Origin of the sequence: Erwinia oleae, assembly GCF_000770305.1 — a bacterium.
In the GTDB taxonomy this organism is placed as follows: Bacteria; Pseudomonadota; Gammaproteobacteria; order Enterobacterales; family Enterobacteriaceae; genus Erwinia; species Erwinia oleae.
Genome location: NZ_JNVB01000047.1, coordinates 1 through 26,473, shown reverse-complemented (window position 1 = coordinate 26,473; position 26,473 = coordinate 1). Strand labels below are relative to the sequence as shown.

Here is a 26,473-nt window from a genome sequence, read left to right as displayed (position 1 = left end):
TTTTTTTGCCTTGTTACCGACATATGCGTTTGACGCAAGAGCCGAATTAGCTTACAAGGTTTAGCGATTTTGATTTATGGGCCTCGGTCCTGCTGCAAAGAATGCATTTAACCCGTTTTTTATCGTGCGCAACCGGCGTAGCCGATGCAGTGACATCGGGCTGATAAATGAAGCGGACTGAAACGCGGCTTGTATGCGCAATGGGCAAGGTCAATTTAATCGGTTGCCAAAATACCTTCAGTGTTGAGATAATTTTCTTCTGACTCTCGCATTATCGCTCATGAGGTTTCAGTTCATGTCCTGTCCGAGTGGACGGGGTATCATTAACGAATAGTCTTAGTAATACCGAAAAAATGGCAGAGAAACGCAATATCTTTCTGGTTGGGCCTATGGGTGCCGGCAAAAGCACTATTGGGCGTCAGTTAGCTCAGCAACTCAACATGGAATTTTTCGATTCCGATCAAGAAATTGAGCGACGTACCGGAGCGGATGTGGGTTGGGTGTTCGACGTTGAAGGCGAAGAAGGCTTCCGCGATCGCGAAGAGAAAATCATCAACGAACTTACTGAAAAGCAAGGCATTGTGCTGGCTACCGGTGGCGGTTCAGTGAAGTCACGTGAAACGCGTAACCGTCTTTCTGCTCGCGGCGTCGTGGTGTATCTGGAAACAACCATCGAAAAGCAGCTGGCGCGGACGCAACGCGACAAAAAACGGCCGCTGCTCCAGGTGAACTCTCCACCGCGTGAGGTATTGGAAGCGCTGGCTGGCGAACGCAATCCGCTCTACGAAGAGATTGCTGACGTCACCATCCGCACCGATGATCAGAGCGCAAAAGTGGTCGCGAACCAGATTATCAATATGCTGGAGAAAAGCTGATTCAGCGCGGCCTGCGGGCCATTGCAAAAGGGCGATACCGCGTCATGGAGAAGATTACCGTCACTTTGGGAGAGCGAAGCTATCCCATTACTATCGCCGCCGGATTGTTTAACGATCCGGCGTCCTTTTGGCCGCTGCAATCGGGCGACCGCGCGATGTTGGTCACCAACGAAACGCTGGCGCCACTCTATCTTGCTCCGCTGCGCCAACTGCTTGAAGGCGCTGGTGTGAAGGTCGATCAGGTTATCCTGCCGGACGGCGAACAGTACAAAACGCTGGCGGTGATGGAGCAGGTCTTTACCGCCCTGCTGGAAAAACCGCACGGTCGCGATACCACGCTGGTCGCCCTTGGCGGCGGCGTTATCGGCGATCTGACCGGTTTTGCGGCAGCGAGCTATCAACGCGGCGTCCGTTTTATTCAGGTACCGACCACGCTGCTGGCTCAGGTCGACTCGTCTGTCGGCGGCAAAACCGCGGTAAATCATCCTCTCGGTAAAAACATGATCGGCGCGTTCTATCAGCCTGCATCTGTGGTTATCGATCTCAACTGTCTCGCCACCCTGCCGCCGCGCGAACTTGCGTCCGGCCTGGCTGAAGTGATCAAGTACGGCATCATTCTCGACGGCGAGTTTTTCAACTGGCTGGAAGCCAATATTGATGCGCTGCTGGCCCTGGACGGCAAAGCCATGGCGTACTGTATTCGCCGCTGCTGCGAGCTGAAAGCAGCGGTTGTGGCTGCTGACGAACGTGAAATGGGCCAGCGAGCGCTGCTGAACCTGGGTCATACTTTTGGCCACGCGATTGAAGCGCATATGGGTTACGGCAACTGGCTGCATGGTGAAGCCGTGGCGGCGGGAATGGTCATGGCCGCGCGCACGGCAGAGCGCCTTGGTCAGTTCAGCGCCGCAGACACCGACAGAATTATTGCACTATTAACGCATGCTGGCCTGCCGGTTAACGGCCCGCAGAGTATGGCTGCCGAAGCCTACCTGCCGCATATGATGCGCGATAAAAAAGTGCTGGCGGGCGAGCTTCGCCTCGTCCTGCCGCGGGCAATGGGTAATGCTGAAGTGCGCAGCGGCGTGCCGCATGATATGGTTTTAGCGGCAATTAACGACTGCACCTGATAACAACGCCGGCTTGTTCCGGATCTGACCATGACGTAAGCGCCGTTTACAGGGTATTGAGCGGCGTCGCTGCTTTACTGGAGGAGGTTGAATGGACGAGTTTAAACCGGAAGACGAGTTAAAACCTGATACCAGCGATCGCCGTCCGCAGCGGTCTCGCAAAACGTCTTCGGCGCCAAAAATACCGGTTTCCCGCCAGCATATGATGATGGGGATCGGCATTCTGGTATTGCTTTTGCTGGTCATAGGCATCGGCTCAGCGCTGAACTCCCCTGACGACAAAGCTGAAAAGCAGGCGCAGCAACCGCCGTCGGGCAGCGAAAAAAATATCGATCTCTCCGGCTCATCGTCAATGACCGGCCAGAACAGTACGCCAGCGCCTGATGCGGCGAAGCCTGATGCTGCCAGCACTCAGGCGCCAGCAGGCAACAGCCCGCAGCCGATCAGCGTCCCGCCGGTTTCTTCCACGCCGACTGAAGCGCAGCCCGTGCCTGCGCCGGAAAATCAGCAGCGCGTGGAACTGCCTGGTGATTTGAACAGCGCCCTGACTAATCAGCAAGGTCAGGTGGACGCCGCCGCGCAGGGCGGACAAAACGGCGGACTGCCTACCGCGCCCGCCACGGTTGCGCCTGGCGGACAGGCCACGCGTCCGGTGGCGACCAAACCGCAGCAGCCAGCCGCTGCGAACAGACCTGCAACGGCGCATAAGCCCGCAGAAACAAAGCCAGCCGCCAAAGAGCATGCACCGCGCAGTACCGCTTCTCACGCTGCGGCTGCACCTGGAGCCAGCACCGCTGCGCCCGGTGGCAGCTACACGCTTCAGCTGAGCAGCGCCTCGCGCTCCGATACCCTTAATGCCTGGGCGAAGAAGCAAAATCTGAGCAGCTTCCACGTCTACAAGACCAGTCGTAACGGTCAGCCGTGGTATGTATTGGTAAGCGGTTCCTACGCCACGCCTGCTGATGCGAAACGCGCCGTCGCCTCGCTGCCCGCCGAAGTTCGCGCGCAGAATCCGTGGGTGAAACCGGTAAGCCAGGTCAGGAAAGAAGCGGCAAATTAATCAGGCCGGGAAAACCGGTTGAAAGTCAGAATATGCTCTTTCGCCAGTGGCTTAAGGGCATTTTGAAGCGCAGATATGCTGTCGGTATTACCGCAGCCTGAAGAGTAATTGTAATTAAACGACGGCATGAAAAAAAATCGCGCTTTTTTAAAGTGGGCGGGAGGAAAATTCCCGCTTCTTGATGATATCCAGCGTCATCTTCCCGAAGGGGACTGTTTGATTGAGCCCTTTGTCGGCGCAGGATCGGTATTCCTCAATACCCATTTCCCGCGCTACATTCTGGCCGACATCAACAGCGATCTGATCAATCTCTATAACATCGTTAAAACTCGGGTCGACGAATTCGTCGCCGAAGCGCGCCCGCTGTTTACCCGCGAGACGAACGAGTCTGCCTTTTACTATGAACGCCGCCTTGAATTTAATCGTTGCGACGATCCCTGGCGCCGCGGCATGCTTTTTTTATACCTCAACCGCCACTGCTATAACGGACTGTGCCGCTATAACCTCAGCGGCGAATTTAACGTTCCGTTTGGACGTTATATTCGGCCGTACTTTCCCGAAGAGGAGCTTTACGGGTTTGCCGAACGGGCGCAGGATGCGACGTTTGTTTGCGAGTCATACGATGTTACCCTGAGCAGGGCGACGCAGGGTTCAGTGGTCTATTGCGATCCGCCGTATGCGCCGCTGTCGGCCACGGCGAACTTTACCGCTTATCATACCAACAGCTTCAGCCTGCAACAGCAGGAGCACCTGGCGGAACTGGCGGTTAAATTATCGACAGAGAACCGCATTCCGGTACTGATCTCTAACCACGATACGCCGCTCACCAGGCTCTGGTATCAGGCGGCGGCTCTGCACCAGATCAAAGCGCGGCGTTCGATAAGCCGCAACAGTACCGGCCGTAATCAGGTGAATGAGATACTGGCGCTGTTTACCAGCCGATGAATGTAATGTTACGCGCCTCCCATCAGGCGCAAACCGGGAGAAACGGATGAAACAGTTTTTGCTTGCCCCCTCAATCCTGTCCGCCGATTTTGCCCGTCTGGGTGAAGACACGGCCAAAGTGCTGGCGGCGGGTGGCGACGTTGTGCATTTTGACGTGATGGACAACCATTACGTGCCCAATTTGACCATGGGCCCGATGGTGCTGAAGGCGCTGCGCGACTACGGTATTACCGCGCCGATTGATGTGCACATGATGGTGAAACCGGTTGATCGCCTCATCCCTGACTTTGCCAAAGCGGGGGCCAGCTATATCACTTTTCATCCTGAAGCCTCCGAGCATATCGATCGATCGCTCCAACTGATCAGAGAACACGGTTGTAAATCGGGGTTAGTGTTTAACCCGGCTACGCCGCTCAGCTACCTTGATTACGTAATGGATAAAGTTGATGTGATCCTGCTGATGTCGGTTAACCCCGGCTTTGGCGGTCAGTCCTTCATTCCGGGCACGCTGGACAAGCTGCGTCAGGTGCGCAAGCTGATCGATCGCAGCGGTTACGATATCCGCCTGGAAGTGGATGGCGGCGTGAAGGCAGATAACATTGCTGAGATTGCGGCGGCAGGCGCGGACATGTTTGTTGCCGGATCCGCGATTTTCGGCCAGCCGGATTATAAAAAAGTCATCGACGACATGCGTACAGAACTGGAGAAATCACGCCATGGCTCATTTCACTAATATTCGCGGTCTGGCGTTTGATCTTGACGGCACGCTGATTGACAGCGCGCCGGGTTTGACCAGCGCGGTGGATGCCGCCCTGGCTGCGCTGAACCTTCCTGCCGCAGGCGTTGAGCGCGTCTCAACCTGGATTGGTAACGGCGCCGACGTGCTGATAGCGCGCGCGCTGACGTGGGCGCAGGGCCATCAGCCCGATGCCGCCACGATTGCCGACGCGCGCGTGCTGCTTGATAAGCATTACGCTACCACCATTGAGAGCGGCAGCAAGCTGTTCCCTGGAGTGAAAGCCGAACTGGCCGCGCTGGCGAAAACCGGTGTGCCAATGGCGATTGTGACCAATAAGCCAACGCCGTTTATCGCGCCGTTGCTGGCCTCGCTGGGCATTGCCGACTATTTTTCGCTGATCATCGGCGGCGACGACGTCGCAGCGAAAAAACCGCATCCCGCGCCGCTGTTTCTGGTGCTGGGCAAGTTTGGTCTGTTGCCGGAGGAGCTGGTGTTTGTCGGCGACTCGCGCAATGATATTCTGGCGGCAAAAGCGGCGGGCTGCCCCTGCGTGGGCTTCACTTACGGTTACAACTACGGCGAGCCGATTGCCGACAGCACGCCAACGCTCGTGCTTGACCACTTCAACGATTTGTTGCCCGCGCTAGGGCTGTAATTATCAGGACGAAATAACATGAGTAAACCCATCGTATTTAGCGGCGCACAGCCTTCTGGCGAACTGACCATCGGGAACTATATGGGTGCGCTGCGTCAGTGGGTCAACATGCAGGATGATTTTGACTGCATCTACTGTATTGTCGATTTACATGCGATCACCGTGCGTCAGAACCCCGCCGCGCTGCGCAAGGCGACGCTGGATACGCTGGCGCTCTATCTGGCCTGCGGTATCGATCCGCAAAAAAGCACTATTTTTGTTCAGTCCCACGTGCCGGAACATGCGCAGCTGAGCTGGATCCTCAACTGCTACACCTACTTCGGCGAGCTGAGTCGCATGACCCAGTTCAAGGACAAATCCACGCGCTATGAAGAGAACATCAACGCCGGGCTGTTCGACTACCCGGTGCTGATGGCGGCGGATATCCTGCTGTATCAGACCACGCAGGTGCCGGTGGGCGAGGATCAGAAGCAGCATCTTGAACTGAGCCGCGACGTGGCCGCGCGCTTCAACGCCCTGTATGGCGACGTGTTTAAGGTGCCTGAGCCGTTTATTCCTGAATCCGGCGCGCGCGTGATGTCGCTGCTTGAGCCGACGAAAAAGATGTCCAAGTCTGATGATAATCGCAACAACGTTATCGGCCTGCTGGAAGATCCCAAATCCATCGTGAAGAAAATTAAACGCGCGATGACCGATGGCGACGAGCCGCCGGTGGTGCGTTACGATGTGAAAAATAAGGCAGGCGTCTCAAACCTGCTGGATATTCTCTCAGGCGTCACCGGCAAAAGCATCCCGGAACTTGAGCAGCAGTTTGCGGGGCAGATGTATGGTCATCTGAAAGGCGCAGTGGCGGACGCCGTCTCCGGCATGCTGACCGAGCTTCAGGCGCGCTACCATCGCTACCGCGATGACGAAGCATTCCTGGAGCAGGTGATGCGCGATGGCGCGCTCAAGGCCCGCGCGCAGGCGCAGGCGACGCTGAAGAAGGTTTATGAAGCCGTTGGCTTTGTTGCTCAGCCATAGCGACTGATAGCGCGTACAGGAAGCCAGAAGCGGCGTTTGCTGCTTCTGGCTTTTTATGCTCAAAACCAGCTCAGCCGTTCGCGCAGCGCTACCACGCGGCCCACAATAATCAGCGACGGGCTTTCAACCTGCGTTGCCAGCGACTCAAGCTGCTCAAGGCTGCCGCTCACCACGCGCTGCTGCGCCGACGTGCCGCGCTCCACCAGCGCCACCGGCATGGTCGCTGACATCCCATGCGCAATCAGTTGCCGCTGGATTTCTCCAGCCTGCGACAGGCCCATATAAAACACCAGCGTTTGCTGTTCGGCGGCCAGGTTGCGCCAGTCCAGCGCGCCGTTGGCCTGCACGTGTCCGGTAACCAGCCTGACGCTTTGCGCATAGTCGCGATGGGTCAGCGGAATGCCGCTGTAGGCCGAACAGCCGGAGGCCGCGGTAATGCCGGGCACCACGGAGAAGGGGATATCCGCATCGAGCAGCGCCTCAAGCTCCTCCGCGCCGCGTCCGAATATAAAAGGATCGCCGCCTTTCAGGCGCACCACGCGCTTGCCGCGCTGTGCCTGGTCCAACAGAATCTGGTTGATCTCCGACTGCGGAACGCAGTGATGACCGGCGCGTTTGCCGACAAAAATGCGTTCCGCATCGCGCCTGACCAGCTCAAGGATCTCATCGGAGACCAGCCGATCGTAGACAACGATATCCGCCTGTTGAATTTGTTGCAGACCTTTCAGCGTCAACAGGCCCGCGTCGCCGGGGCCGGCACCCACCAGCACCACTTCACCCTGATGCGCCAGCGGCTGGCGGAACAGCGCTTCGGTCAGCTTTTCCACCTGCGGCGCATCGTTGTTTGCCAGCGATTGCGCCAGCCGGTCGTGCGTAAACAGCTTTTCCCAAAAGCGACGGCGCTGGGCCATTTCGCTGAACTGCCGCTTCACCCGCTGGCGAAGCGAGCCCGCACAGGTCGCGATTTTGCCGAGGTGTTGCGGTAGCAGCGCTTCAATTTTTTCACGCAGCAGACGCGCCATAACCGGCGCCCGGCCACCGCTGGAGATGGCGATCATCAACGGCGAACGGTCAACGATCGAGGGCATAATGACGCTGGCCTGTTCCGGCGCATCGACGACGTTACAGAAAATGCGCTTCGCTTCTGCGCAGTGGTTCACCTGCGCGTTCACCGTATGATTGTCGGTGGCGGCGATCGCCAGCCAGCAGCCGTCCAGCATATCGGGCGCAAAAGCGCCTTCGATCAGCCTGGCCTGGCCGGTTTCCTGCCAGTGGCGAAACAGTGGAGAAAATTCGGTGGCGCATACCCGCAGGTCGGCACCGGTTTTCAGCAGCAGTCGCGCTTTGCGCTCCGCCACGTCACCGCCGCCGACCAGCAGGCAGGCTTTGCCGCGTAGCTGACAAAACAGGGGAAGAAAGTCCATACGACGCTCGCTCTTAAAAAAAGGGCCGCTTTAAAGCGGCCTCAGGCTTACCTTTGTTGACCGTTCAGACAGCAATTTCAACCATGCCGTCGGTTACGCGTGCGGCATAAGACATCACCGAGCGGCTTTCGTCTTCCATGCATACGCCATCGCTGAGGCGAAAATGCTGTTTTTTTAACGGGCTGGCGACCCACAGCGCCTGCTGATGCTCACCGATGATCCCGCGTGACAGCACGCTGGCGTCGGCAAAGGGGTCAATATTGCTGATGGCAAATACCTCATCGTTTTCCCGTGGGCGAAAAATCGCGACCGGGTTTTCGCCAACGCGGGCGCAAACGCCCGTGCCGGGAAGGATCTGGCTGACCTTACAGATACGCTGCCACTGACTCATACGTTTTCCTCCATCAGCACAACCGGAATGCGCTCGGACGGGCGCGCGGGACGATGCTGGTCGCGCTCGGCCACCACCTGCACCAGCGGATCGCGGCTGTCATCATTAATAAAGTGCGCGAAGCGCGCAAGCTGACTTTTATCGTCAAGCGTCGCCTGCCATTCACACACCACTTCATCGCGCAGCCGCGCAATATCGGCTTCCAGTTGCGGATTCAGGCCCAGTTTGTCGTGAATAACCACCTGTTTCAGGTAGTCGATACCGCCGCTGAGGCTTTCCAGCCACAAGGAGGTGCGCTGGAGTTTGTCCGCGGTGCGGATGTAAAACATCATAAAGCGGTCGAGATAGCGGATCAGCGTTTCGCGATCCAGGTCGGCAGCCAGTAAATCTGCATGGCGCGGCTTCATACCGCCGTTGCCGCATACATACAGGTTCCAGCCCTTTTCCGTGGCGATAATGCCCACGTCTTTGCTCTGCGCTTCTGCGCATTCGCGGGTACAGCCGGAGACGCCAAACTTCATTTTATGCGGCGTGCGGATGCCTTTGTAGCGGTTTTCCAGTCCGACGCCGAGCCCGACGCTGTCGCCCACGCCGAAGCGGCACCAGCTGCTGCCAACGCAGGTTTTCGCCATGCGCAGCGCCTTCGCGTAGGCGTGGCCGGTTTCAAAGCCGGCTTTGATCAGTTCAGACCAGATGGCCGGCAGGTCATTTTTATGTGCGCCGAACAGGCCGATGCGCTGCGAGCCGGTGATCTTGGTATACAGGTTGTAGCGACGACCCACTTCGCCGATGGCGACCAGCCCTTCCGGGGTGATCTCGCCGCCTGCCGACCGTGGAATAACGGAGTAGGTGCCATCCTTCTGGATGTTGCCCAAAAAGTTGTCGTTACTGTCCTGAAGGCTGGTGTGCTGCGGTTTCAGCACGTATTCGTTCCAGCAGGAGGCGAACAGCGACGCTGCGGTAGGCTTACACACTTCGCAGCCGTAGCCGCTGCCGTGCTTCTCCAGCAGCTGATCGAACGTCCTGATTTCCTCCACGCGGATCAGGTGATAAAGCTCCTGGCGTGAATAAGCGAAGTGCTCGCAGAGATGGTTGTTGACCTCAATGCCCTGACGGCTCAGTTCGGCATTCAGTACCTGCGTCATCAGCGGCACGCAGCCGCCGCAGCCGGTGCCCGCTTTGGTTTCCGCCTTCAGCGCCGCCACGGTATGGCAGCCGTTCTGAACAGCCATCACCAAATCGCCTTTGGTGACGTCAAAGCAGGAGCAGATCTGCGCGCTGTCCGGCAGCGATTCGACGCCGATGGCCGGTTTGCTTCCCGCATGAGCGGGCAGAATCAGCGCATCAGGATTTTCCGGCAGCTCAATGGCGTTCAGCATCAGCTGAAGCAGGTTGCCGAAGTCGCTGGTATCGCCCACCAGCACCGCACCGAGCAGCGTTTTATTGTCCGCACTGACCACCAGACGTTTGTAAACCTCTTTGTTTTCATCGAGGTAAACGTAGCTTCTGGCTCCGTCGGTGCGGCCATGCGCATTGCCGATACCGCCGACATCCACGCCCAGCAGCTTCAGCTTGGCGCTCATGTCGGCGCCGGTGAACGCGTTTTCTTTGCCCATCAGGTGATCGCAGGTGACCTGCGCCATTTTATAACCGGGCGCGACCAGGCCATAGATGCGGTGGTTCCAGGCGGCGCATTCGCCGATGGCATAGATATCGGCATCGGCGGTCTGGCAGGTATCGTTAATCAGGAAACCGCCGCGCTGGCCCAGCGGCAGATCGCACTGCTTGCCGAGTTTGTCCTGTGCGCGAATACCGGTGGAGAACACGATAAAATCAACGTTCAGTTCGCTGCCGTCGGCAAACTTCAGCGTTTTACCGCCGTCAGGACGGTCAATAATTTGTTGGGTGTTTTTGCTGGTATGCACCTGAACGCCCATGCGCTCAATCTTCTGCCGCAGCTGCTGTCCACCCATCGGATCGAGCTGTTCCGCCATCAGCACCGGCGCAAACTCAATAACGTGCGTCTGAATGCCAAGGTTTTTCAGGGCCCCAGCGGCTTCCAGACCGAGCAGACCGCCGCCCATTACCACGCCGCTTTTGCTACGGCGCGCGCAGGCTTCAATGGCATTCAGATCTTCAATGGTGCGATAAACAAAGCAGTCCTGGCCGTTGGCGCCCTCAATGGGCGGCACCCACGGGTAAGAGCCGGTCGCAAGCACCAGTTTGTCGTACTGCACCGCGCGGCCGCTGCTGGAGTAAACCACTTTCTCCTGACGATTAATGCTGAGCGCACGCTCTCCGACCAGCACCTCAACGTTGTGCTTTTCATAAAAGCCGTTGCGAACCAGCGACAGCTCTTCAGCAGTATGGTGAGAAAAGTAGGCGGAAAGGTGAACGCGATCGTAAGCGACGCGCGGTTCTTCACAAAAAACGGTGACGGCAAACTGACCGGGCGCTGCTTTTTCCGCCAGCTCTTCCAGTAAACGGTGGCCAACCATGCCGTTGCCAATGATGACGAGTCGGGTGCTCATTTTTGCCTCACAATGCAATCTGTTGCGGCTACAATAGCGCCCTATCGGGTGCGGTTATTGATGTACATCAAGTCGCGTTTTAAATACCACTTTATGGGTATATTGCTGTTTTTAAAGTGTTTTTACGTAAGCAGCGGAAAAGATTAACAATTAAGCTGAATCGTATCACCTGAGGCGCGTAAAGCCCTTTACGCGTGAAGGCCGATGAGGGAGTAGAGGTACAGGAGGTAAAAGGCTGGTTAATTAAACCAGCCTTAAGACAATTAGTGAGACGACATGTGTCCATGTTTTTTATGCTTGCTGACGAAGCCGAGCAGTAAACACATCACAAACACCACCGCGTACAGGCCGTTAGCGGTCGCCAGTGCGGCGTGAGCACCGCCTTTATCGACAATCGGACCGGTAACCACGAAGGTCAGCATGGTGCCGACGGTGCCGCAGGTGAGGATAAAGTTCACCAGCTTTGGCGATGAGACTTTGGTCTGTAGCGAACCGAGCGTGATGATGGTGGTGTAAATCGCGCTGGAGAAGAAGCCCAGACTGATCATGATCCACTTCAGCATGGCGGCATCCTGCGCGGTGACAAACCAGTACATCAGCAGCGTGGCCATCAGCGCCAGCACGGTGACAATGCGCTGAGGATCGAAGAAACGTAAGATCGCGCTGAAGGCCCACATGCCGATCATATAAGACGTCCAGAAGTTACCGACCAGCCCGCCAGCCTGGGTAATGTCCATGCCCATATTTTTAGTGGCGTACTGCGGCACCCAGCCGATAAAACCCAGTTGACCCAGGATGTAGCACAGCGCGGCGATGGCAAGAAAAAGCACGCCGAGGCCCCATTTCTCTTTTTCCACGACCTGATGAGCGGCGGCTTTTTTGCCCAGCACCGGGAAATTGAAGCAGAGCGCCAGGATGAAAATCACCACGTAAATCACGCCGATGCAGACATAAACCCAGTACCACGGCAGCGCACGCGCCAGAATGGCGGCGGCGATAATCGGGAAAATGGTGCCCGCCATGCTGAAAAATGAGTCGGTAAATAATAGTCGTGAACCGCGCTGGCGCCCTTCATACAGATGAGTAATGAGGAAGGTGCCAATCGACATGGTAATGCCGCTGACCACGCCAAGCACAAACATGCATAGCGAGAAAATGCTTAAACTGTGGCTGGTCATCAGCCCCAGCACGGCCAGCGCCATCAGCACGAAACCAAACATCAGCTGGCGCTTCAGCGGGATAATTTCCATCAGCCAGGCGTTCAGGAACACCGCCGCCAGGATACCGGCGTTGAGAAAGGTAAAGGTGTTGCTCATCTGAGCGACGGGCAGGTGAAAATAGTCGGCAATGTTTTCCAGCACCATACCGGTGACAATCACCACGGCGCCGGTGAGCGCATAGGAAAAGAAGCTGATCCATGTAAGACCGATTCGATCGCGATTCGTCATAATGAAAACCTGTGAGTCAAAAGGATCGTGAGCCAGTGCGCTCACGGACGCGCTGAGTTTAACGATATTCGTGATCGGCTTAAATCAACATTGAAATATTTATTTTCATATTCATAGGATTCGTGACAATCGTCACTTTTCTGAACGGCGGCAGACGGGATAAACCTGTGCAGGTACGCGTAAATAATGGTAAAACGCTGGCGCGCGGGTAACGCCTTCTTTACAATCAGCGCAGTTTCCCTCAGTAAGGAATAATCATGTTAAAACGTACTCTGACCGCCGCTGCCGCTTTTCTGGCGATCTCTGCCTTCTCTGTTTCCGCGCTGGCGGCGCCGCACGTCCTGCTGACCACCTCAGCCGGCAATATTGAGCTTGAGCTCAACGATCAAAAAGCCCCGGTTTCGACGAAAAACTTTATCGACTACGTCAACAGCGGCTTCTATAACAACACCACCTTTCATCGCGTAATTCCTGGCTTTATGGTGCAGGGCGGCGGCTTCACTACCGACATGCAGCAGAAACCAACCAATGCGCCGATCAAAAACGAAGCGGATAACGGCCTGCTGAATAAGCGCGGAACGGTTTCAATGGCGCGTACCGCCAGTAAAGACAGCGCCACCAGCCAGTTTTTTATCAACGTCACGGATAACGCCTTCCTCGATCACGGCCAGCGCGATTTTGGCTACGCCGTCTTCGGCAAAGTGGTGAAGGGCCAGGAGATAGCGGACAAAATCTCACAGGTTCAGACGCAAAACGTGGGGCCTTACCAGAACGTGCCGGTGAAGCCTGTCCTCATTCTTTCTGCGAAAGTACTGCCATAACGCCCCGGTGGGCGATTGCTGCTTATACTTAACCGGCAGCAATCACCCATCTCATGGAGGCAGTATGAAAAAGAAGCCCACCGACAAGCAGAAAGACGCACTCTGGCAGCAGCGGCGCGCCGGAAACTTCCTTGCCAGCTTTGAACTGGGTGGCGCAACGCTCGGCCCCGGCGTCCGTCCGCCTGGCCTGCCTTTTCTCCGCCAACTCCATCGCGACCTTTTCCATGACGTGCTCGACGATGCCGGTGAGCTTCGCCGCGTGGATGTGATGGTCGGTGACACGCCCTGCTGCCATTTTGAATATATCGAAAAAGAGGGCAATGCGCTGATGCAGGCGCTTGAGGATGAGAACGCGCTTGCCGATCTGCCGCTTGACGACTTTGTCGCGCGCCTTGCCTGGTACTACTGCGAACTCACTGTCCTGCATCCTTTCCAGCGCGGAAACGGACGCGCACAGCGGCTGTTTGTCGAACATCTGGTCTTTAACGCCGGTTACGATATCCGCTGGGAACGCATCGACAGCGAAAGCTGGAAAGCGGCCAATCAGGCCAGCTGGGATGGCGACCTCGATCCGCTGGTCGCTGCATTCGCCAGCGTGGTAAGCGAGCGGGACGAATCGGCAGGCTGATTGCGGCCCGGAACCTTGATGCTATTACTTATTGATAATTACGACTCATTTACCTGGAATCTCTACCAATACTTTTGTGAACTGGGCGCGGACGTGCGCGTGCAGCGCAACGATGAGATATCGCTTGAGCAGATCGCCGCATTGCGCCCGGAGCGGCTGGTGATTTCTCCCGGCCCCTGTACGCCGGACGACGCCGGGATTTCGCTGGCGGCCATCCGCTACTTCGCCGGTAAGCTGCCCATTCTTGGCGTTTGCCTTGGCCATCAGGCGATCGCACAGGCGTTTGGCGGGCAGGTGGTGCGCGCGCGTGAAGTCATGCACGGTAAAACGTCGCAGATTGAGCACAACGACGGCGGCGTATTTTCCGGCTTAGCGCATCCGCTGACCGTGACGCGCTATCACTCGCTGATAGTGGCGGCGGATTCGCTACCGGCGGAGTTTGAGGTAACGGCCTGGACCCTGCGTAATGGTCAACCGGATGAAATTATGGGGCTGCGCCATCGCCATTTACCGCTGGAGGGCGTGCAGTTTCATCCGGAGAGTATTCTTAGCGAGCAGGGGCATCAACTGCTTAAAAATTTCCTGAAATAAGCGTTAGCGGTTGCCTTTAAGTGATTTTTTATTCATATTTTATGCTTAATATTTCACTTGCAGCATAAAAAAAACGAGGTGTTCCATGGCAGAGGAAAAGTTTGCGGTCACGCGCGCGACCTTCGATGAGGTGATTTTACCCGTATTTGCGCCTGCGCAGTTTGTGCCGGTGAAGGGCAAAGGCAGCCGCGTATGGGATCAGCAGGGTCAGGAGTATATTGATTTCTCCGGCGGCATCGCGGTCACCGCACTGGGCCACTGCCATCCGGCGCTGGTTGAGGCGCTGAAAAAGCAGGGCGAAACGCTGTGGCACACCAGCAACGTTTTTACCAATGAACCCGCGCTGCGCCTTGCCAGCAAACTGATTGCCGCTACCTTTGCCGAGCGTGTGTTCTTTGCCAACTCCGGCGCGGAAGCCAACGAAGCCGCGTTTAAACTGGCGCGCTACTATGCCGCCAAACGGCACTCGCCTTATAAAAGTAAGATTATCGCCTTTCATAACGCTTTCCATGGCCGCACGCTGTTTACCGTTACCGTCGGCGGTCAGCCTAAATACTCTGACGGCTTCGGGCCAAAACCTGCCGATATCGTCCACGTTCCTTTTAACGATCTGGCGGCGGTGAAAGCGGTGATCGACGATCACACCTGCGCTATCGTGGTTGAGCCGATTCAGGGCGAAGGCGGCGTCGTACCGGCTACGCCAGAATTTATGCAGGGGCTGCGTCAGCTCTGTGATGAACATCAGGCGCTGCTGGTGCTGGATGAAGTGCAAAGCGGCATGGGGCGCAGCGGCAAACTGTTCGCTTATGAGCACTACGACGTGAAGCCCGATATTCTGACCTCGGCGAAAGCGCTGGGCGGCGGTTTTCCGGTCAGCGTCATGATGACCACGCAGGAGATTGCCTCCGTGATGTCGCCGGGCGTTCACGGCACCACCTACGGCGGCAACCCGCTGGCCTGCGCCGTGGCGGAAGCCGCGCTGGACATCATTAATACCGAAGAGGTGCTGCTCGGCGTAGAAACGCGTCGCGCGCAGTTTGTCGCTGCACTGGAGGCGCTGGATGCAAAACGCGATCTGTTCAGTGAGATCCGTGGCAAAGGGCTGCTGATTGGCGCGGCGCTTAAACCACAGCATGCCGGAAAAGCGCGCGATATTCTCAATGCCGCCGCCGCCGAAGGCGTGATGATCCTGAATGCCGGCACCGACGTGCTGCGCTTTGCTCCTTCGCTGGTGATCGAACCGGCGGACATTGAAGAAGGTATGGCGCGCTTTACCAGAGCGCTCGACAACGTACCTGGCTTATCAGGCGCCTTTTCGTAACCGCCGTGACAACCAGCCTCCGTGGTGAGGCCGGTTGGACCACGCCAGCGACGAAATGGTGTGCATCACGCTCAGGTGATCCAGCACGCGCCTGACGTGCCGCTCCAGAATGGTCACCGGGCCGCGGTTAAAATCCTCCGGCGCCTCCAGAATGCTGCTGGCGGAGCTGGGGCCGTCGTATTCCAGCCGCTGCTGGCAGCGCTGAAGGGCGATTTCACAACTCTGAAGATAGCGTTCCGCCAGCGATGCGGTGAGCATGGTATGCTCCCGCGCCAGAATCGTCATGGCGTTGATGTGCTCAACAATAAACTGGCTGTGCGTCACCCACAGCTTCATATCGGACAGATAGCGCGTATTAAACCCCGGCTCCTGCATTGACTGGTTCAGCGAATTGAACAACGCGTTATGCGCCTGATTGACCCGCATACGTTGCCAGGCCAGCTTTGTCGCATCCTCTTCATTGCCCAGCAGCATTTGCAGCGCGTCCTGAAACGCTTCCAGCGCATCGTGCGCGTTTTGCCTCAGCAGACCGCTCTGCCACTGCGGCCAGAGCCAAATCATGCCGCCAAAAGCAATCAGACAGCCCATTATCGTATCAAGCAGGCGCGGCAGCAGGAAGTCCGCGCCGTTCAGGGACAGCAACTGAAGCGACCAGACGGCAGTGACGGTAAAGCCAATCATCGCCACGCCGTAAAATTTACGGATCACCAGATAGCCGGCCAGGGTAATGGTCAGCATTCCCAACAGAATCAGCGACTCCGGCGCATGCAGACGCAGCGTAATGGCGGCAATGACCAGCCCGGCCAGCGTGCCGAGCGCACGGTGCTGGATGCGCACGCGCGTGGCGCTGTAGCCGTTCTGGCTGACAAACATCACCGTCATCAAAATCCAGTAAGGTTTAGGAAGATCGAAGAACAGGGCCAGAGAACTGGCAAAAGCCAGCATGACCGCGAAACGTGCGGCGGTGCGCAGCGCGGCGGATTTCAGCGAAAGGTAGCTTTTAATCGCCGGCAGCAGTGGCAACCGGCGCTGGCGATCCGCCATCAGGTCGCGTTGATAGAGCGGGCGCTGAGTGCGGAGCACCCGCGCGATGCGGCTGAAGTGCCAGACGCAAAAATTGCTCACCGGATTGTCCGGGTGCTGGCGTGAGATCTTCTCCAGCGCCTGCAATTGCTTATCCATTGAAAAACGCTCCGGCAGCCGGTGATAAAGAATATCGTCGGCCAGCTGGCGCAGACGCGCGGCGATGGTCTGCGCGTTCCAGCGGATCACCGCTTCAGCATGGCTTTGCCCGACCAGTTTCTGCACTTCTTCAGGCTGATGCAGGCTGACCGAAATATGCTCCTGCAAATCCATCGCCACCTGAAAGGCGCGGGTGAGGCGCTTATGGTGATTATCGCGACTGGCGGCCAGCATATGCATTTGCTGATAACAGATGCTGATGAGATCGACCGCCTTTTGTTGCCGCGCCAGCAGCGGCGGCAGCGCATCATCAGGATCGGTCAGTCTGGTCAATAGCGTATATTTCGCCTCGCAATAGCCAGCCAGTTCACGATAAAGCAGGCTGAGCGTTTCGCGCATCGGCTGCTCTTTCCACAGCCAGAACCAGAACCAGTTAAAGACGCCGTACCAGATGGTGCCAAGCACGTAGAGCAGCGGCGGCTGCCACATCGGCATGCGACCGCTGAGGCTGAGGGTAAAGATGGCGGCAATCAGCGAACCGGGCAGCAGCCTGCCGTGCAGCGGGCTGATCTCGCCGGTAACGCCCAGCAGCAGCGCCATCACCAGCAGGATCGCCGGGAGCGGCACCGCCTGCGCGCCGAGGTATTGGATCAGAAAGCTGCTGAAGGCAAACAGGCAACCGCCAATGATCAGGCGTTTGAAGAAGCGCTTATGCGGCGTGTCAAGCCCGGCGATGTTGCAGCAGGCCGGTACAAGGGAGAAGAGCAGCCCGTATTGCAGGCTACCGGCCAGCCATCCTGTTGCCACGGGCAAACAGAGCACCAGCGTCTGACGCAGTGCGTAGTTCACTTCAGGATGGTAAATCAGTCTGCGCCACATTTCGCTGTACCCAATAAAAAGGCGCGGCATGGATGCCGCGCCAGAGTAGCAAAGCCGGTTAGCGCGTGCCGTAAACGACGATAGTTTTTCCGTGTGCGGAGATCAGATTCTGATCTTCCAGCATCTTGAGAATGCGGCCAACGGTTTCGCGGGAGCAGCCAACGATCTGACCAATCTCCTGACGGGTAATTTTGATTTGCATGCCGTCCGGGTGAGTCATCGCGTCCGGCTGCTTCGCCAGGTTGAGCAGCGTTTGGGCAATGCGGCCCGTCACGTCAAGAAACGCTAAATTACCCACTTTCTCGGAGGTGACCTGAAGACGACGCGCCATTTGGGAAGAGAGACGCATCAGGATGTCAGGATTCACCTGAATAAGCTGACGGAATTTCTTATAGGAAATTTCAGCCACTTCGCACGCGGTCTTCGCACGAACCCATGCGCTACGCTCCTGGCCCTCTTCAAACAGGCCAAGCTCTCCAATAAAATCGCCCTGATTGAGGTAAGAGAGGATCATCTCTTTGCCTTCTTCATCCTTGATCAGCACGGCGACCGCACCTTTGACGATGTAGTAAAGCGTTTCTGCTTTTTCACCCTGGTGAATCAGCGTGCTTTTTGATGGATATTTATGAATATGGCAATGTGACAGGAACCATTCAAGAGTCGGGTCTGTTTGCGGTTTGCCGAGAACCATTCGCTGTTATCCTCTGTTGTCATCTTACCTGAATGCAGGCGCTGATTTGTCTGCCAGGCGTTGAAATAGTAAAGCGTTTCCCATCGGGATATTTGTCCAGGCCCGCAGGGTTCATTATATCGTCCCGTTTCGTCACGCTTGTAGAGTACTGACGAGAGTGTTTCAGCTTTGTTTTTAACACAGCTTTAAACGAGTGTCTTCTGTTGTCTCGCTTCAGCATAGCGGGAAACAGGACGCATTGCCGTTTTTGTTATCAGCGCGTAATCTGATGTGAATTGAATGAATTAAAGGAGTCGGTTATGCAAGCGCGCGTCAAATGGGTGGAAGGTCTGACTTTTTTGGGAGAATCCTCATCCGGGCATCAGCTGTTAATGGACGGAAACGCAGGCGATAAAGCGCCAGGCCCGATGGAAATGGTGTTGATGGCCGCGGGCGGTTGCAGCGCGATCGACGTGGTTTCCATTCTGCAAAAAGGCCGGCACGACGTCGTTGATTGCGAAGTCAAACTCACCTCAGCGCGGCGCGAAGAGGCACCGCGGCTGTTTACCCATATCAACCTGCACTTTATCGTTAGCGGTAACGCGTTGAGTGATAAAGCCGTTGCTCGCGCCGTTGAACTTTCCGCCGAAAAATATTGTTCCGTGGCGCTGATGTTGGGCAAAGGCGTTGAAATTACCCACAGTTTTGAAGTGAATACGCTATAAACCTTAACGCTCCGGTTAACGGGGCTTTATTCAATTTTTTTTCCTTCAATAAGGCGTTTGACCAGCGGCCCCATAATCAGCTCCATCGCCAGCCCCATTTTTCCGCCCGGCACCACCAGCGTATTAATATGCGAGATGAATGATCCCTGAAGCATCGACAATAAATAAGGGAAGTCGATATCGTCCAGCGCCTGAAAATGGATCACCACAAAGCTTTCATCCAGCGAAGGAATACCGCGCGCGGCAAAGGGATTAGACGTATCTACCGTCGGTACGCGCTGGAAGTTAATATGGGTGCGCGAAAACTGCGGCGTAATAAAGTTGATGTAGTCTTCCATTGAACGCACCACCGAATCCATCACCGCTTCGCGTGAATGACCGCGCTCGCCGGTATCGCGCACCAGTTTCTGAATCCACTCCAGATTGACAATCGGTACCACGCCCACCAGCAGATCGACATTTTGCGCCACGTTATGCTGCGATGTCACCACGCCGCCGTGAAGTCCTTCATAAAACAGCACGTCGGTAGGTTCCGGCAGCGGCTGCCAGGGCGTGAAGGTGCCGGGAACCTGATTCCAAGGCACGGCTTCGTCGTAGGTATGCAGATATTTGCGCGACTGGCCGGTGCCGCTGCGGCCATACTCGCTAAAGGTCTGCTCCAGCAGCAGAAAGTCGTTGGCGTCGGGGCCGAAGTAGCTGATATGTCGGCCCAGGTCGCGCGCTTTACGGATCGCCATATCCATTTCGGGCCGGGTAAAACGATGGAAGCTGTCGCCCTCGACTTCTGCCGCACGCAGATTTAACTGCTGAAAGATTTTGCGAAAGGCCAGGCTGGTGGTGGTGGTGCCCGCTCCGCTGGAGCCGGTAACGGCGATCACAGGATGTTTAGCTGACATGGCGAACGACTCCCTGAAAAAATTTTCAATGCGGCATTGTTATCACGATCCGCCGGTAGGTGTCACGCGGGCCACTGACAGCGGCGGCTGTATTTGCCGCTATTCGCTGAATTTGCCGCGCGGCATAATGTTAATGGTTTCATGGAGTTCTGACCACACCAGCACCGCTTCGCCGCTGGCGAGCTGACGTCGAACGTCCTCCACCTTCTGCGCCAGCGAACGCTCCTGCTCGCCGTAGTCGGTGCCTTCTCGCAGCACGAATGATTCAATCAGATTTTCAAGGGTTTCCGCGGAAACGTCTTGCCAGGGAATAATCATTTCATTTGTCCAGCCAGGTTGAAAGCCACTGCGGCACGCGCTGCTCCAGCCACATTTGCGGCTTTAAGAGCGTGCCGCCTACAAATCCGACATGTCCGCCGTGCCGGGTGAGCTGATACTCCACCGTGGCGGGCAGCATCGCCGGCGGCGGGATCACCGCGGCGGTCATAAAGGGATCGTCCGCCGCGTGAATAATCAACAGCGGTTTCGCCACGCCGGGCAGCAGCGGCAGGGCGCTACAGCGTTGATAGTAGTCGGACGCATCAAGAAAACCGTGGGCGCGTGCCGTAATCGCATCGTCGAATTCCCGCAGTTTTTTCATCGCTTTAAGCGCCGGTAAATCCACCGGCAGCGTACCCGGCCAGGCGTGAAGCTTGCGGGCGGCGTTTTGCTTTAGCAAGCCTAACAGATAACGCTGATAGACGCGCGAAAAGCCCTGCTCAAGCTTAACGCTACAGGGTTCCAGCATCAGCGGCGCCGAAATCACCACGCCGGCGTCAAGTAAACACCTCTCCTGCTGCTGGCCCATCAGAAAGGCGAGCATATTACCGCCCAGCGAGACGCCGACGGCCGCAGTGGGAACGTGGCCCCACTCGTCGCGCAGCCACTGAAGCAGGTAGCTGGCATCTTCGGTTTCGCCTGAATGGTAGATCCGCGCCAGCCGGTTGGGTTCGCCGCTACAGCCGCGAAAGTGCATTACCACGCCCAGCCAACCGCGTGCCTGAAACGCCTGTAGCAATCCGTGGGCATAAGGGCTGTGGACGCTACCCTCCAGCCCGTGAAACAGCACCACGCGCGGCTTATGGCGCGCCTGCGCCGGATCTTCGCTCCACGCCAGATCGACAAAATCACTGTCCGGTAGCGTCAGCCGCTGCCAGTGAGGCATGAGCGAGATCCGACGGCGCACCAGACGCGGCAACATCGTTTGCAGATGGGGATTGCTCAGGCCCGGCAGAGGACGGAAGGCGTCATCATTTACGTTGTTAAAATTCATCTTCAAAAGGCTTGTAGGATCCCCGTCACATTGCTAGCTTCGTCAGGTTCATTTCAGATTTGCGGTGAGGAGCACCCGTTTCATATGGAACTGAGTCTTTTTTTGTCTATGCTGGGCTTTCTGTGGGTAGCCGCGATTACGCCCGGCCCTAATAATATGCTACTCACCGCCTCCGGCGCGAATTTTGGTTTTCTTCGCTCGCTGTGGCTGTTGTTTGGCATCATGCTGGGCATGCAGCTGATACTGCTGATGGTGGCCTTCGGTATTGGTGGTCTGATTTTACTCTATCCCTCGCTCCATCTGGCGTTAAAAATTGCCGGTAGCCTCTATCTGCTGTGGCTTGCGTGGAAAATTGCCACGGCGGCTTACGAGAAACTGGAGACGCCCACTGCGCCGCCCGCGCCGATGCCGTTCTGGCAGGGTGGAATGCTTCAGCTTATCAATCCCAAAGCCTGGCTGATGACGCTGGGCGCTGTCGCCGCCTTCAGCCTGAGCGGTGACGCCTGGCGCGGCTCGGTGATGGCAATAAGCGTTGGTGTGGCGCTGGTGAACCTGGTGTCGGGCGTGATCTGGCTCGGCTTTGGCTCGCTGATTGGCCGTATTTTGCGCAGCCGTCGGGCATGGAAAATTTTCAACGTCTCGATGGGCCTGCTTACTGCGGCCTGCGTGCTGCTGATCTGGCATTAATTCCGCATTTAATGATTAAAAAAAGCTGACGCGCGGATTGTTAATTCATGCGCGTCAGCGTGCAAGGGCCCTCCGTCAGGGAGCCTCTTCATCAGGCAAATGAACGATAACCTGATGTTCCAGGTTATCTTTACTCAAGGGTATTGCTTCATTTTCGCACAGCACGCCGTCCAGCCAGAGTTGACCGACGCCGCTCGTGCGGGTCACGTTGATATGATAAGTGCCGTTTCCTTCCCGATAAATCACCGTGACCGCAGGCCAGTCAGCGGGCAGCCGTGGCCGGACAGACAGATATTCCCCGTGCCGCGTTATACCCAGTAAATGCTCAATCACTAACTGCCAGGTCCAGCCAGCAGAACCGGTGTACCAGGTCCATCCTCCGCGTCCGACGTGGCCTTCTGCCGCGTAAACATCGGCAGCCATAACGTATGGCTCAACTTTATACGTTCTGGTACCGGCAGCCGTCAGGCTATGATTGATCGGATTGATCAACGACAGAAGCGACCAGGCGCGGTCGGTCTGCCCCCTTTCTGCAAAGGCCATGATTGCCCATAGCGCGCCGTGCGTGTATTGCCCGCCGTTTTCCCGGATTCCCGGCAGATAGCCGCGAATGTAGCCCGGATTTGGGCCGGCGCCGTCGAAAGGCGGTGTGAGCAGCTTGATCAGGCCATTATCGCTATCGACCAGCTGCTGATAGAGCGCATTTAAGGCCGACTCACATTTGTCCGGGTCGCCCGCGCCGGACAGCACCGCCCAGCTTTGCGCAATGGCGTCTATCCGGCACTCAGCATTCGCATGTGAACCGAGCGTTTCGCCGCTGTCATAAAAACCACGCAGAAACCATTCGCCATCCCAGGCTTTCTGATTCAGCGCAATTTTCAGGTTTTCAGCGTGCTGCTGACACAGCGTGGCCGTCTCCCCGTCTTCCCGTTCAACAGCCAGCGCGGCAAAACGCGTCAGGACGGTATAGAGGAAAAAGCCGAGCCAGACGCTTTCCCCTTTACCGGCAATACCGACGGTGCTCATGCCGTCATTCCAGTCACCAGAACCCATCAGCGGCAGACCATGCTCGCCATACCTCAACCCATGTTTGATGGCGCGTACGGCGTGTTGCCACAGCGTTTCCCGGGTCTGGCTGATATGCGGTTGTTCATACACGGACTCTTCGTCGGCGCCGGGCAGGCGGGCTTCAAGGTAAGGTACGGATTGCGACAGCACCGCGCGATCCCCCGTTGCGGTAACGTAACGACAGAGCGCATAAGGCAGCCACAGATAGTCGTCCGAGCAGCGTGTCCTCACGCCGCGTCCGCTCGGTGGATGCCACCAGTGCTGCACATCCCCCTCAATAAACTGGCGTGAAGCGCACAGAAGCAGCTGATCGCGCAGCCGTTCCGGCGCGGCATGCACCAGCGCCAGCGTATCCTGTAGCTGATCGCGAAAACCAAATGCGCCGCCGGACTGATAGTAGCCGCTGCGCGCCAGCAGGCGGCTGGCAAGGGTTTGATACAGCAGCCAGCCGTTTGCCAGCAGATCAACCGCCGGATCGGGCGTCTGGACTCGGACTCTGTTCAGGACATCACGCCAGGAGTGCCTGACGTTTTCGAGCTCGCTCTCGGCCCGTTCCGCCGAGAGAAAGCGCTCCATCAGCGCAAGGGATGACGCTTCATCCTCACCCACGCCGAGGGCAAACACGAGGGTGCAACTGTCGCCGTCGATCAGCGTGGTGAGCGTTTGCAGCGCAGCGCAGGGATCAAGACCGCCGCCGGTAGTGCCGGATAAGCCACGCGTACTCATCATGGCAGGGCGATGCGCCGTGCCGTTGCGGCCCAGGCACTCAAGCCGGTTGCCGCTGTAAGCGACCTGGTTTCCCGTCACCGCGAAAAAGGCGGTTCGCGTGGAACCTGCGCCGCTATAAAAGTTTTGGGCGAGAACGGCGCTGCCTGTTGCGAGAAGGGCTGAAGACGTTACCACATGCCTGGCGGACTGGCTCGCCAGCTCACCCAGCACCCACTCAACGTAGCCGGTAACAGATAAATGCCGGGTTCTGCCTGACCGATTGCTCAGGGTTAACAGCGAAAGCTTGACCGGCGCATCCTGCGCGACAAAAACCGTTAACGTGCTGCTGATGCCGTGCTCCTGATGTTCAAAACAGCTATAGCCAAAGCCGTGCCGGGTCAGATAGTCACCTTCGCCGCGCAGCGGCAGCGGCATGGGCGACCAGGCAACGCCGCTGGTTTCATCACGCAGATAGAGCGCTTCCCCGGAGGTATCGCTGACCGGATCGTTTTGCCACGGCGTCAGGCGGTATTCATGTGCATTTTCATACCAGCTATAGGCCTGGCCGCTTTCGGAAATCACCGTGCCGAACTGGCTGTTAGCCAGTACGTTGCTCCAGGGCGCGGGCGTCTGATGTCCTTCCGGCAACAGAATATGATACTCGCTGCCGTCTTCGCTAAAACCGCCCGTCCCGTTAAAAAAGCGTAATGCGTCTGCCGCCGGCAGGGTTACCGGCGGTTTCAGTTTTTCGCTGGCCGGCAGAAACTGCGCGGCAGGGAAGATACGCGCGGGTTTTAACACTACGCTGAGCTGATCGAGCAAACTGCCGTTTTGCCCTTCGAGCACGACAACAGCAACGCTCAACAACAGCTGCAAATCGTCCGGCGAAAAATTCTCGCTTTTGCGAATAAATATGCCGCCTGGTTTATCCGCCTGTAGCCGTTCTTCACCAGACGCAATCAGCCCGAGTATCTGATTATGCAGAGACTGCTGGTATCCGCCCTGATCGCCGTTCATGATCACCAGATCAACCGTGAGCCCTTTTTGCCGCCAGTACTGATGCGCCTGAATCAGGCTGGTGACCAACTCAAGCTGACTGTTATTGTTTATTCGCACCAGAACAATGGGCAGGTCGCCCGACAGCGAATGGCGCCACAACGCGTCCTGACCGAGGCGATTGTGCAGCAGGTTTTTCATTTCACCCCGCATCTCAGGGCAGGGAAACAGCACGGCACTGGCCAGCCGGTTAAACAAACTGGCGTCTTCGGCCTCAATATTAAGCTGGCGAAGCGCAACCTGGCTGTATGACCACGCCAGTTCAAATACCCGATCGGCGCTGATGTGATTACGGTATTTTTCAATCAGCGCCACGCTGGTTTCTCGCTGCATCGTCACGCCATAGAGCATATCGATCGTCACGGAGCCGCCGGGCTTCAGGTGCACCGACTGTCGGATGGACAACACGGGATCCAGCACTGAGCCGGCACAACCGGTCAACTCGCCTTCCGGCGTCAGCGCCTGGGGGTTGGCGGGCGTGTTACCGCGACCAAGAAACTGCGCACGATCGGTCTCGTACGTCGTTTCACGCTCGATCGTGCCATGAATGGCCATTGCATGAAACATCCACGGGGTTTCTTCCTTTTCTTCTCGCGGACGACGGTGAGCCAGAATCGCTTCAAGATCGGAGACAATTTCGGTCTGCACAAATAATTTACTGAACGCGGTATGGGCCATATCGCTGGAGGCCGGCGCCAGCACCACTTCCGCATAGCTGGTGATATCGAACTGACGTGACTGACGCGAGCGATTGGTAACGGTAATACGGCGGATTTCAACATCATCTTCCGGCGACACCACGATATGGGTGTGCGTGCTGAGCACGCCATCGTGCGCATCAAATTCTATTCCGGCATCATTAAAACGCGCCTTGTAGTACGGACGTGTGCGACATCGGGGTTGAAAACTGTGGCTTATCACTTCGCCGGAGTGACGATCGCGTATATAACAGAACGTGCCATGATTATTGCTGGTGCCATCTGCCCGCCAGCGCGTGAGGGCCAATCCTTTCCACTGGCTGTACCCGGCACCCGACTGCGTGATCATCAGATGGTAGTTCGCATTTGATAACAGCTGTAGCTGTGGCAGACGGGCATCTGCGCCGTTCAGCTCGCGCTGATCCGGCGTGCTGTGCTGCTGCTTGTTGTCAGTGGCATCCGCAAACTGACGACGCGGCGTATACAGTTCAATATCATCGGGCAGCCTTTCCTGTAGCAGCAGACGTGAAGACTGAAACAGTGCGCTGGACATAAAACGCTCAACCATAGGCGCGTTCAGCAGCAGATGCGCAATAGCCAGAAATCCCATGCCCTGATGGTGCGCCATATAAGACCTGACCGGGACAAATTGCTGACCTTGCGCCAGACGACGCGCGGTAAAATCAAGCGCTTCGAAGAATCCGTACTCTCCTTTTGCGCCCATTTTTTTCAGTCTGATCAGGTTTTCTATCGCCGGGTGCGGCAACACCATTAACGCCAGAAGCGTTGCGTAAGGGGCGATCACCTGATCGTTGTTCAGATCGCGTTTAAGACCTAATTCCGGTGTGCCAAACGCCTTGTACTGATAGTTGTGCGCGGCATCGAAGGAAGCATAGCCCGATTCAGACACGCCCCAGGGCGTCTTCGCGGCATTACCCGATGCAATTTGCTGTTCCACCGCCGATAGCGCCATTTTTTCCAGTAGCGTATCGGGATAGACCGGCATCACCAGG

The 26,473-nt window shown here is 56.9% G+C and carries 23 protein-coding genes; 13 read left to right on the top strand and 10 right to left on the bottom strand.

The window, feature by feature from the left end; genetic code table 11:
• The first annotated feature begins 353 nt into the window (after positions 1-353).
• From aroK to trpS, 7 genes are all read left to right on the top strand, one after another.
• The gene (gene aroK / locus GS12_RS15185; RefSeq protein ID WP_034917585.1) at positions 354-875 is read left to right on the top strand and encodes a shikimate kinase AroK; all 522 of its coding nucleotides are present in this window, start codon (positions 354-356) and stop codon (positions 873-875) included.
• 44 nt (positions 876-919) lie between these two features.
• Positions 920-2,002, top strand: coding sequence for a 3-dehydroquinate synthase (aroB, locus tag GS12_RS15180; RefSeq protein WP_034948518.1), 1,083 nt, complete (start codon positions 920-922; stop codon positions 2,000-2,002).
• Positions 2,003-2,093: 91 nt separating this feature from the next.
• A complete protein-coding gene (locus GS12_RS15175) occupies positions 2,094-3,062 on the top strand; it encodes an SPOR domain-containing protein (protein ID WP_034917582.1) in 969 nt (322 codons plus the stop codon).
• Positions 3,063-3,188: 126 nt separating this feature from the next.
• Positions 3,189-4,007: an adenine-specific DNA-methyltransferase gene (dam, locus tag GS12_RS15170; RefSeq protein WP_034917581.1), complete on the top strand. Its 819-nt coding sequence runs from the start codon at positions 3,189-3,191 to the stop codon at positions 4,005-4,007.
• Between the two features lie 46 nt (positions 4,008-4,053).
• The gene (rpe, locus tag GS12_RS15165) at positions 4,054-4,740 is read left to right on the top strand and encodes a ribulose-phosphate 3-epimerase (protein WP_034948515.1); all 687 of its coding nucleotides are present in this window, start codon (positions 4,054-4,056) and stop codon (positions 4,738-4,740) included.
• Entirely contained in the window at positions 4,724-5,401 is a 678-nt protein-coding gene (locus GS12_RS15160; RefSeq protein WP_034948512.1) for a phosphoglycolate phosphatase, read from the top strand. The genes rpe and GS12_RS15160 overlap by 17 nt, the downstream gene beginning before the upstream one ends.
• An 18-nt stretch (positions 5,402-5,419) precedes the next feature.
• On the top strand, positions 5,420-6,424 hold the full coding sequence (gene trpS, locus GS12_RS15155; protein ID WP_034948509.1) for a tryptophan--tRNA ligase: 1,005 nt from the start codon (positions 5,420-5,422) through the stop codon (positions 6,422-6,424).
• A gap of 59 nt (positions 6,425-6,483) precedes the next feature.
• Here the strand turns inward: trpS and cysG are convergent, their stop codons facing one another.
• From cysG to tsgA, 4 genes are all read right to left on the bottom strand, one after another.
• A complete protein-coding gene (gene cysG / locus GS12_RS15150; protein WP_034948506.1) occupies positions 6,484-7,848 on the bottom strand; it encodes a siroheme synthase CysG in 1,365 nt (454 codons plus the stop codon).
• Positions 7,849-7,912: 64 nt separating this feature from the next.
• Complete coding sequence (gene nirD, locus GS12_RS15145; protein WP_034948504.1) at positions 7,913-8,239, bottom strand: nitrite reductase small subunit NirD; 327 nt, start codon at positions 8,237-8,239, stop codon at positions 7,913-7,915.
• Positions 8,236-10,770 carry a nitrite reductase large subunit NirB gene (gene nirB, locus GS12_RS15140; protein WP_034948501.1) on the bottom strand — a complete coding sequence of 845 codons (2,535 nt, stop codon included), beginning with the start codon at positions 10,768-10,770 and terminating at the stop codon, positions 8,236-8,238. The genes nirD and nirB overlap by 4 nt, the downstream gene beginning before the upstream one ends.
• A 263-nt stretch (positions 10,771-11,033) precedes the next feature.
• On the bottom strand, positions 11,034-12,218 hold the full coding sequence (gene tsgA / locus GS12_RS15135; RefSeq protein ID WP_034948498.1) for an MFS transporter TsgA: 1,185 nt from the start codon (positions 12,216-12,218) through the stop codon (positions 11,034-11,036).
• A 257-nt stretch (positions 12,219-12,475) separates the two neighbouring features.
• Here tsgA and ppiA point away from each other — a divergent pair, with 257 nt between their 5' ends.
• The 4 genes from ppiA (at position 12,476) to argD (ending at position 15,579) form a co-directional block, all read left to right on the top strand.
• Positions 12,476-13,039: a peptidylprolyl isomerase A gene (gene ppiA / locus GS12_RS15130; protein ID WP_034917564.1), complete on the top strand. Its 564-nt coding sequence runs from the start codon at positions 12,476-12,478 to the stop codon at positions 13,037-13,039.
• A gap of 64 nt (positions 13,040-13,103) precedes the next feature.
• Positions 13,104-13,667: a putative adenosine monophosphate-protein transferase Fic gene (locus GS12_RS15125; RefSeq protein ID WP_034917563.1), complete on the top strand. Its 564-nt coding sequence runs from the start codon at positions 13,104-13,106 to the stop codon at positions 13,665-13,667.
• Between the two features lie 18 nt (positions 13,668-13,685).
• The gene (locus GS12_RS15120) at positions 13,686-14,258 is read left to right on the top strand and encodes an aminodeoxychorismate synthase component II (protein WP_034948495.1); all 573 of its coding nucleotides are present in this window, start codon (positions 13,686-13,688) and stop codon (positions 14,256-14,258) included.
• Positions 14,259-14,343: 85 nt separating this feature from the next.
• Positions 14,344-15,579: a bifunctional acetylornithine/succinyldiaminopimelate transaminase gene (gene argD / locus GS12_RS15115; protein WP_034948492.1), complete on the top strand. Its 1,236-nt coding sequence runs from the start codon at positions 14,344-14,346 to the stop codon at positions 15,577-15,579.
• Here the strand turns inward: argD and GS12_RS15110 are convergent.
• Together GS12_RS15110 and crp are read right to left on the bottom strand one after the other, a co-directional pair.
• On the bottom strand, positions 15,562-17,640 hold the full coding sequence (locus tag GS12_RS15110; protein WP_034948533.1) for a YccS/YhfK family putative transporter: 2,079 nt from the start codon (positions 17,638-17,640) through the stop codon (positions 15,562-15,564). The two genes, argD and GS12_RS15110, sit on opposite strands and share 18 nt — an antisense overlap.
• 58 nt (positions 17,641-17,698) lie before the next feature.
• The gene (gene crp, locus GS12_RS15105; protein ID WP_017803012.1) at positions 17,699-18,331 is read right to left on the bottom strand and encodes a cAMP-activated global transcriptional regulator CRP; all 633 of its coding nucleotides are present in this window, start codon (positions 18,329-18,331) and stop codon (positions 17,699-17,701) included.
• 299 nt (positions 18,332-18,630) lie between these two features.
• Here crp and GS12_RS15100 point away from each other — a divergent pair, with 299 nt between their 5' ends.
• The gene (locus GS12_RS15100; protein WP_034948489.1) at positions 18,631-19,035 is read left to right on the top strand and encodes an OsmC family protein; all 405 of its coding nucleotides are present in this window, start codon (positions 18,631-18,633) and stop codon (positions 19,033-19,035) included.
• 26 nt (positions 19,036-19,061) lie between these two features.
• Here the strand turns inward: GS12_RS15100 and GS12_RS15095 are convergent, their stop codons facing one another.
• The 3 genes from GS12_RS15095 to GS12_RS15085 form a co-directional block, all read right to left on the bottom strand.
• A complete protein-coding gene (locus tag GS12_RS15095) occupies positions 19,062-19,931 on the bottom strand; it encodes a phosphoribulokinase (protein ID WP_034917552.1) in 870 nt (289 codons plus the stop codon).
• Between the two features lie 99 nt (positions 19,932-20,030).
• Positions 20,031-20,249 carry a YheU family protein gene (locus GS12_RS15090; protein ID WP_034917550.1) on the bottom strand — a complete coding sequence of 73 codons (219 nt, stop codon included), beginning with the start codon at positions 20,247-20,249 and terminating at the stop codon, positions 20,031-20,033.
• 1 nt (position 20,250) lies between these two features.
• Complete coding sequence (locus GS12_RS15085; protein ID WP_034948486.1) at positions 20,251-21,243, bottom strand: hydrolase; 993 nt, start codon at positions 21,241-21,243, stop codon at positions 20,251-20,253.
• 84 nt (positions 21,244-21,327) lie between these two features.
• Between GS12_RS15085 and GS12_RS15080 the strand changes: the two genes are divergently transcribed.
• Positions 21,328-21,930, top strand: coding sequence for a LysE family translocator (locus GS12_RS15080; protein WP_034917545.1), 603 nt, complete (start codon positions 21,328-21,330; stop codon positions 21,928-21,930).
• A 75-nt stretch (positions 21,931-22,005) separates the two neighbouring features.
• Here the strand turns inward: GS12_RS15080 and GS12_RS15075 are convergent.
• The coding region (locus GS12_RS15075) for a GH36-type glycosyl hydrolase domain-containing protein (protein WP_034948483.1) at positions 22,006-26,473 on the bottom strand (4,468 nt) is incomplete at its 5' end.

Excerpts from the sequence above, each read along its gene's own strand:
- trpS (WP_034948509.1), top strand. The coding sequence starts at position 5,420 with ATGAGTAAACCCATCGTATTTAGCGGCGCACAGCCTTCTGGCGAACTG.
- GS12_RS15095 (WP_034917552.1), bottom strand. The coding sequence starts at position 19,931 with ATGTCAGCTAAACATCCTGTGATCGCCGTTACCGGCTCCAGCGGAGCG.
- GS12_RS15160 (WP_034948512.1), top strand. The coding sequence starts at position 4,724 with ATGGCTCATTTCACTAATATTCGCGGTCTGGCGTTTGATCTTGACGGC.
- nirB (WP_034948501.1), bottom strand. The coding sequence starts at position 10,770 with ATGAGCACCCGACTCGTCATCATTGGCAACGGCATGGTTGGCCACCGT.
- ppiA (WP_034917564.1), top strand. The coding sequence starts at position 12,476 with ATGTTAAAACGTACTCTGACCGCCGCTGCCGCTTTTCTGGCGATCTCT.
- GS12_RS15090 (WP_034917550.1), bottom strand. The coding sequence starts at position 20,249 with ATGATTATTCCCTGGCAAGACGTTTCCGCGGAAACCCTTGAAAATCTG.
- dam (WP_034917581.1), top strand. The coding sequence starts at position 3,189 with ATGAAAAAAAATCGCGCTTTTTTAAAGTGGGCGGGAGGAAAATTCCCG.
- aroB (WP_034948518.1), top strand. The coding sequence starts at position 920 with ATGGAGAAGATTACCGTCACTTTGGGAGAGCGAAGCTATCCCATTACT.
- GS12_RS15100 (WP_034948489.1), top strand. The coding sequence starts at position 18,631 with ATGCAAGCGCGCGTCAAATGGGTGGAAGGTCTGACTTTTTTGGGAGAA.
- aroK (WP_034917585.1), top strand. The coding sequence starts at position 354 with ATGGCAGAGAAACGCAATATCTTTCTGGTTGGGCCTATGGGTGCCGGC.
- cysG (WP_034948506.1), bottom strand. The coding sequence starts at position 7,848 with ATGGACTTTCTTCCCCTGTTTTGTCAGCTACGCGGCAAAGCCTGCCTG.
- argD (WP_034948492.1), top strand. The coding sequence starts at position 14,344 with ATGGCAGAGGAAAAGTTTGCGGTCACGCGCGCGACCTTCGATGAGGTG.
- tsgA (WP_034948498.1), bottom strand. The coding sequence starts at position 12,218 with ATGACGAATCGCGATCGAATCGGTCTTACATGGATCAGCTTCTTTTCC.
- crp (WP_017803012.1), bottom strand. The coding sequence starts at position 18,331 with ATGGTTCTCGGCAAACCGCAAACAGACCCGACTCTTGAATGGTTCCTG.
- rpe (WP_034948515.1), top strand. The coding sequence starts at position 4,054 with ATGAAACAGTTTTTGCTTGCCCCCTCAATCCTGTCCGCCGATTTTGCC.
- GS12_RS15120 (WP_034948495.1), top strand. The coding sequence starts at position 13,686 with ATGCTATTACTTATTGATAATTACGACTCATTTACCTGGAATCTCTAC.
- GS12_RS15110 (WP_034948533.1), bottom strand. The coding sequence starts at position 17,640 with ATGTGGCGCAGACTGATTTACCATCCTGAAGTGAACTACGCACTGCGT.
- nirD (WP_034948504.1), bottom strand. The coding sequence starts at position 8,239 with ATGAGTCAGTGGCAGCGTATCTGTAAGGTCAGCCAGATCCTTCCCGGC.
- GS12_RS15125 (WP_034917563.1), top strand. The coding sequence starts at position 13,104 with ATGAAAAAGAAGCCCACCGACAAGCAGAAAGACGCACTCTGGCAGCAG.
- GS12_RS15175 (WP_034917582.1), top strand. The coding sequence starts at position 2,094 with ATGGACGAGTTTAAACCGGAAGACGAGTTAAAACCTGATACCAGCGAT.
- GS12_RS15080 (WP_034917545.1), top strand. The coding sequence starts at position 21,328 with ATGGAACTGAGTCTTTTTTTGTCTATGCTGGGCTTTCTGTGGGTAGCC.
- GS12_RS15085 (WP_034948486.1), bottom strand. The coding sequence starts at position 21,243 with ATGAATTTTAACAACGTAAATGATGACGCCTTCCGTCCTCTGCCGGGC.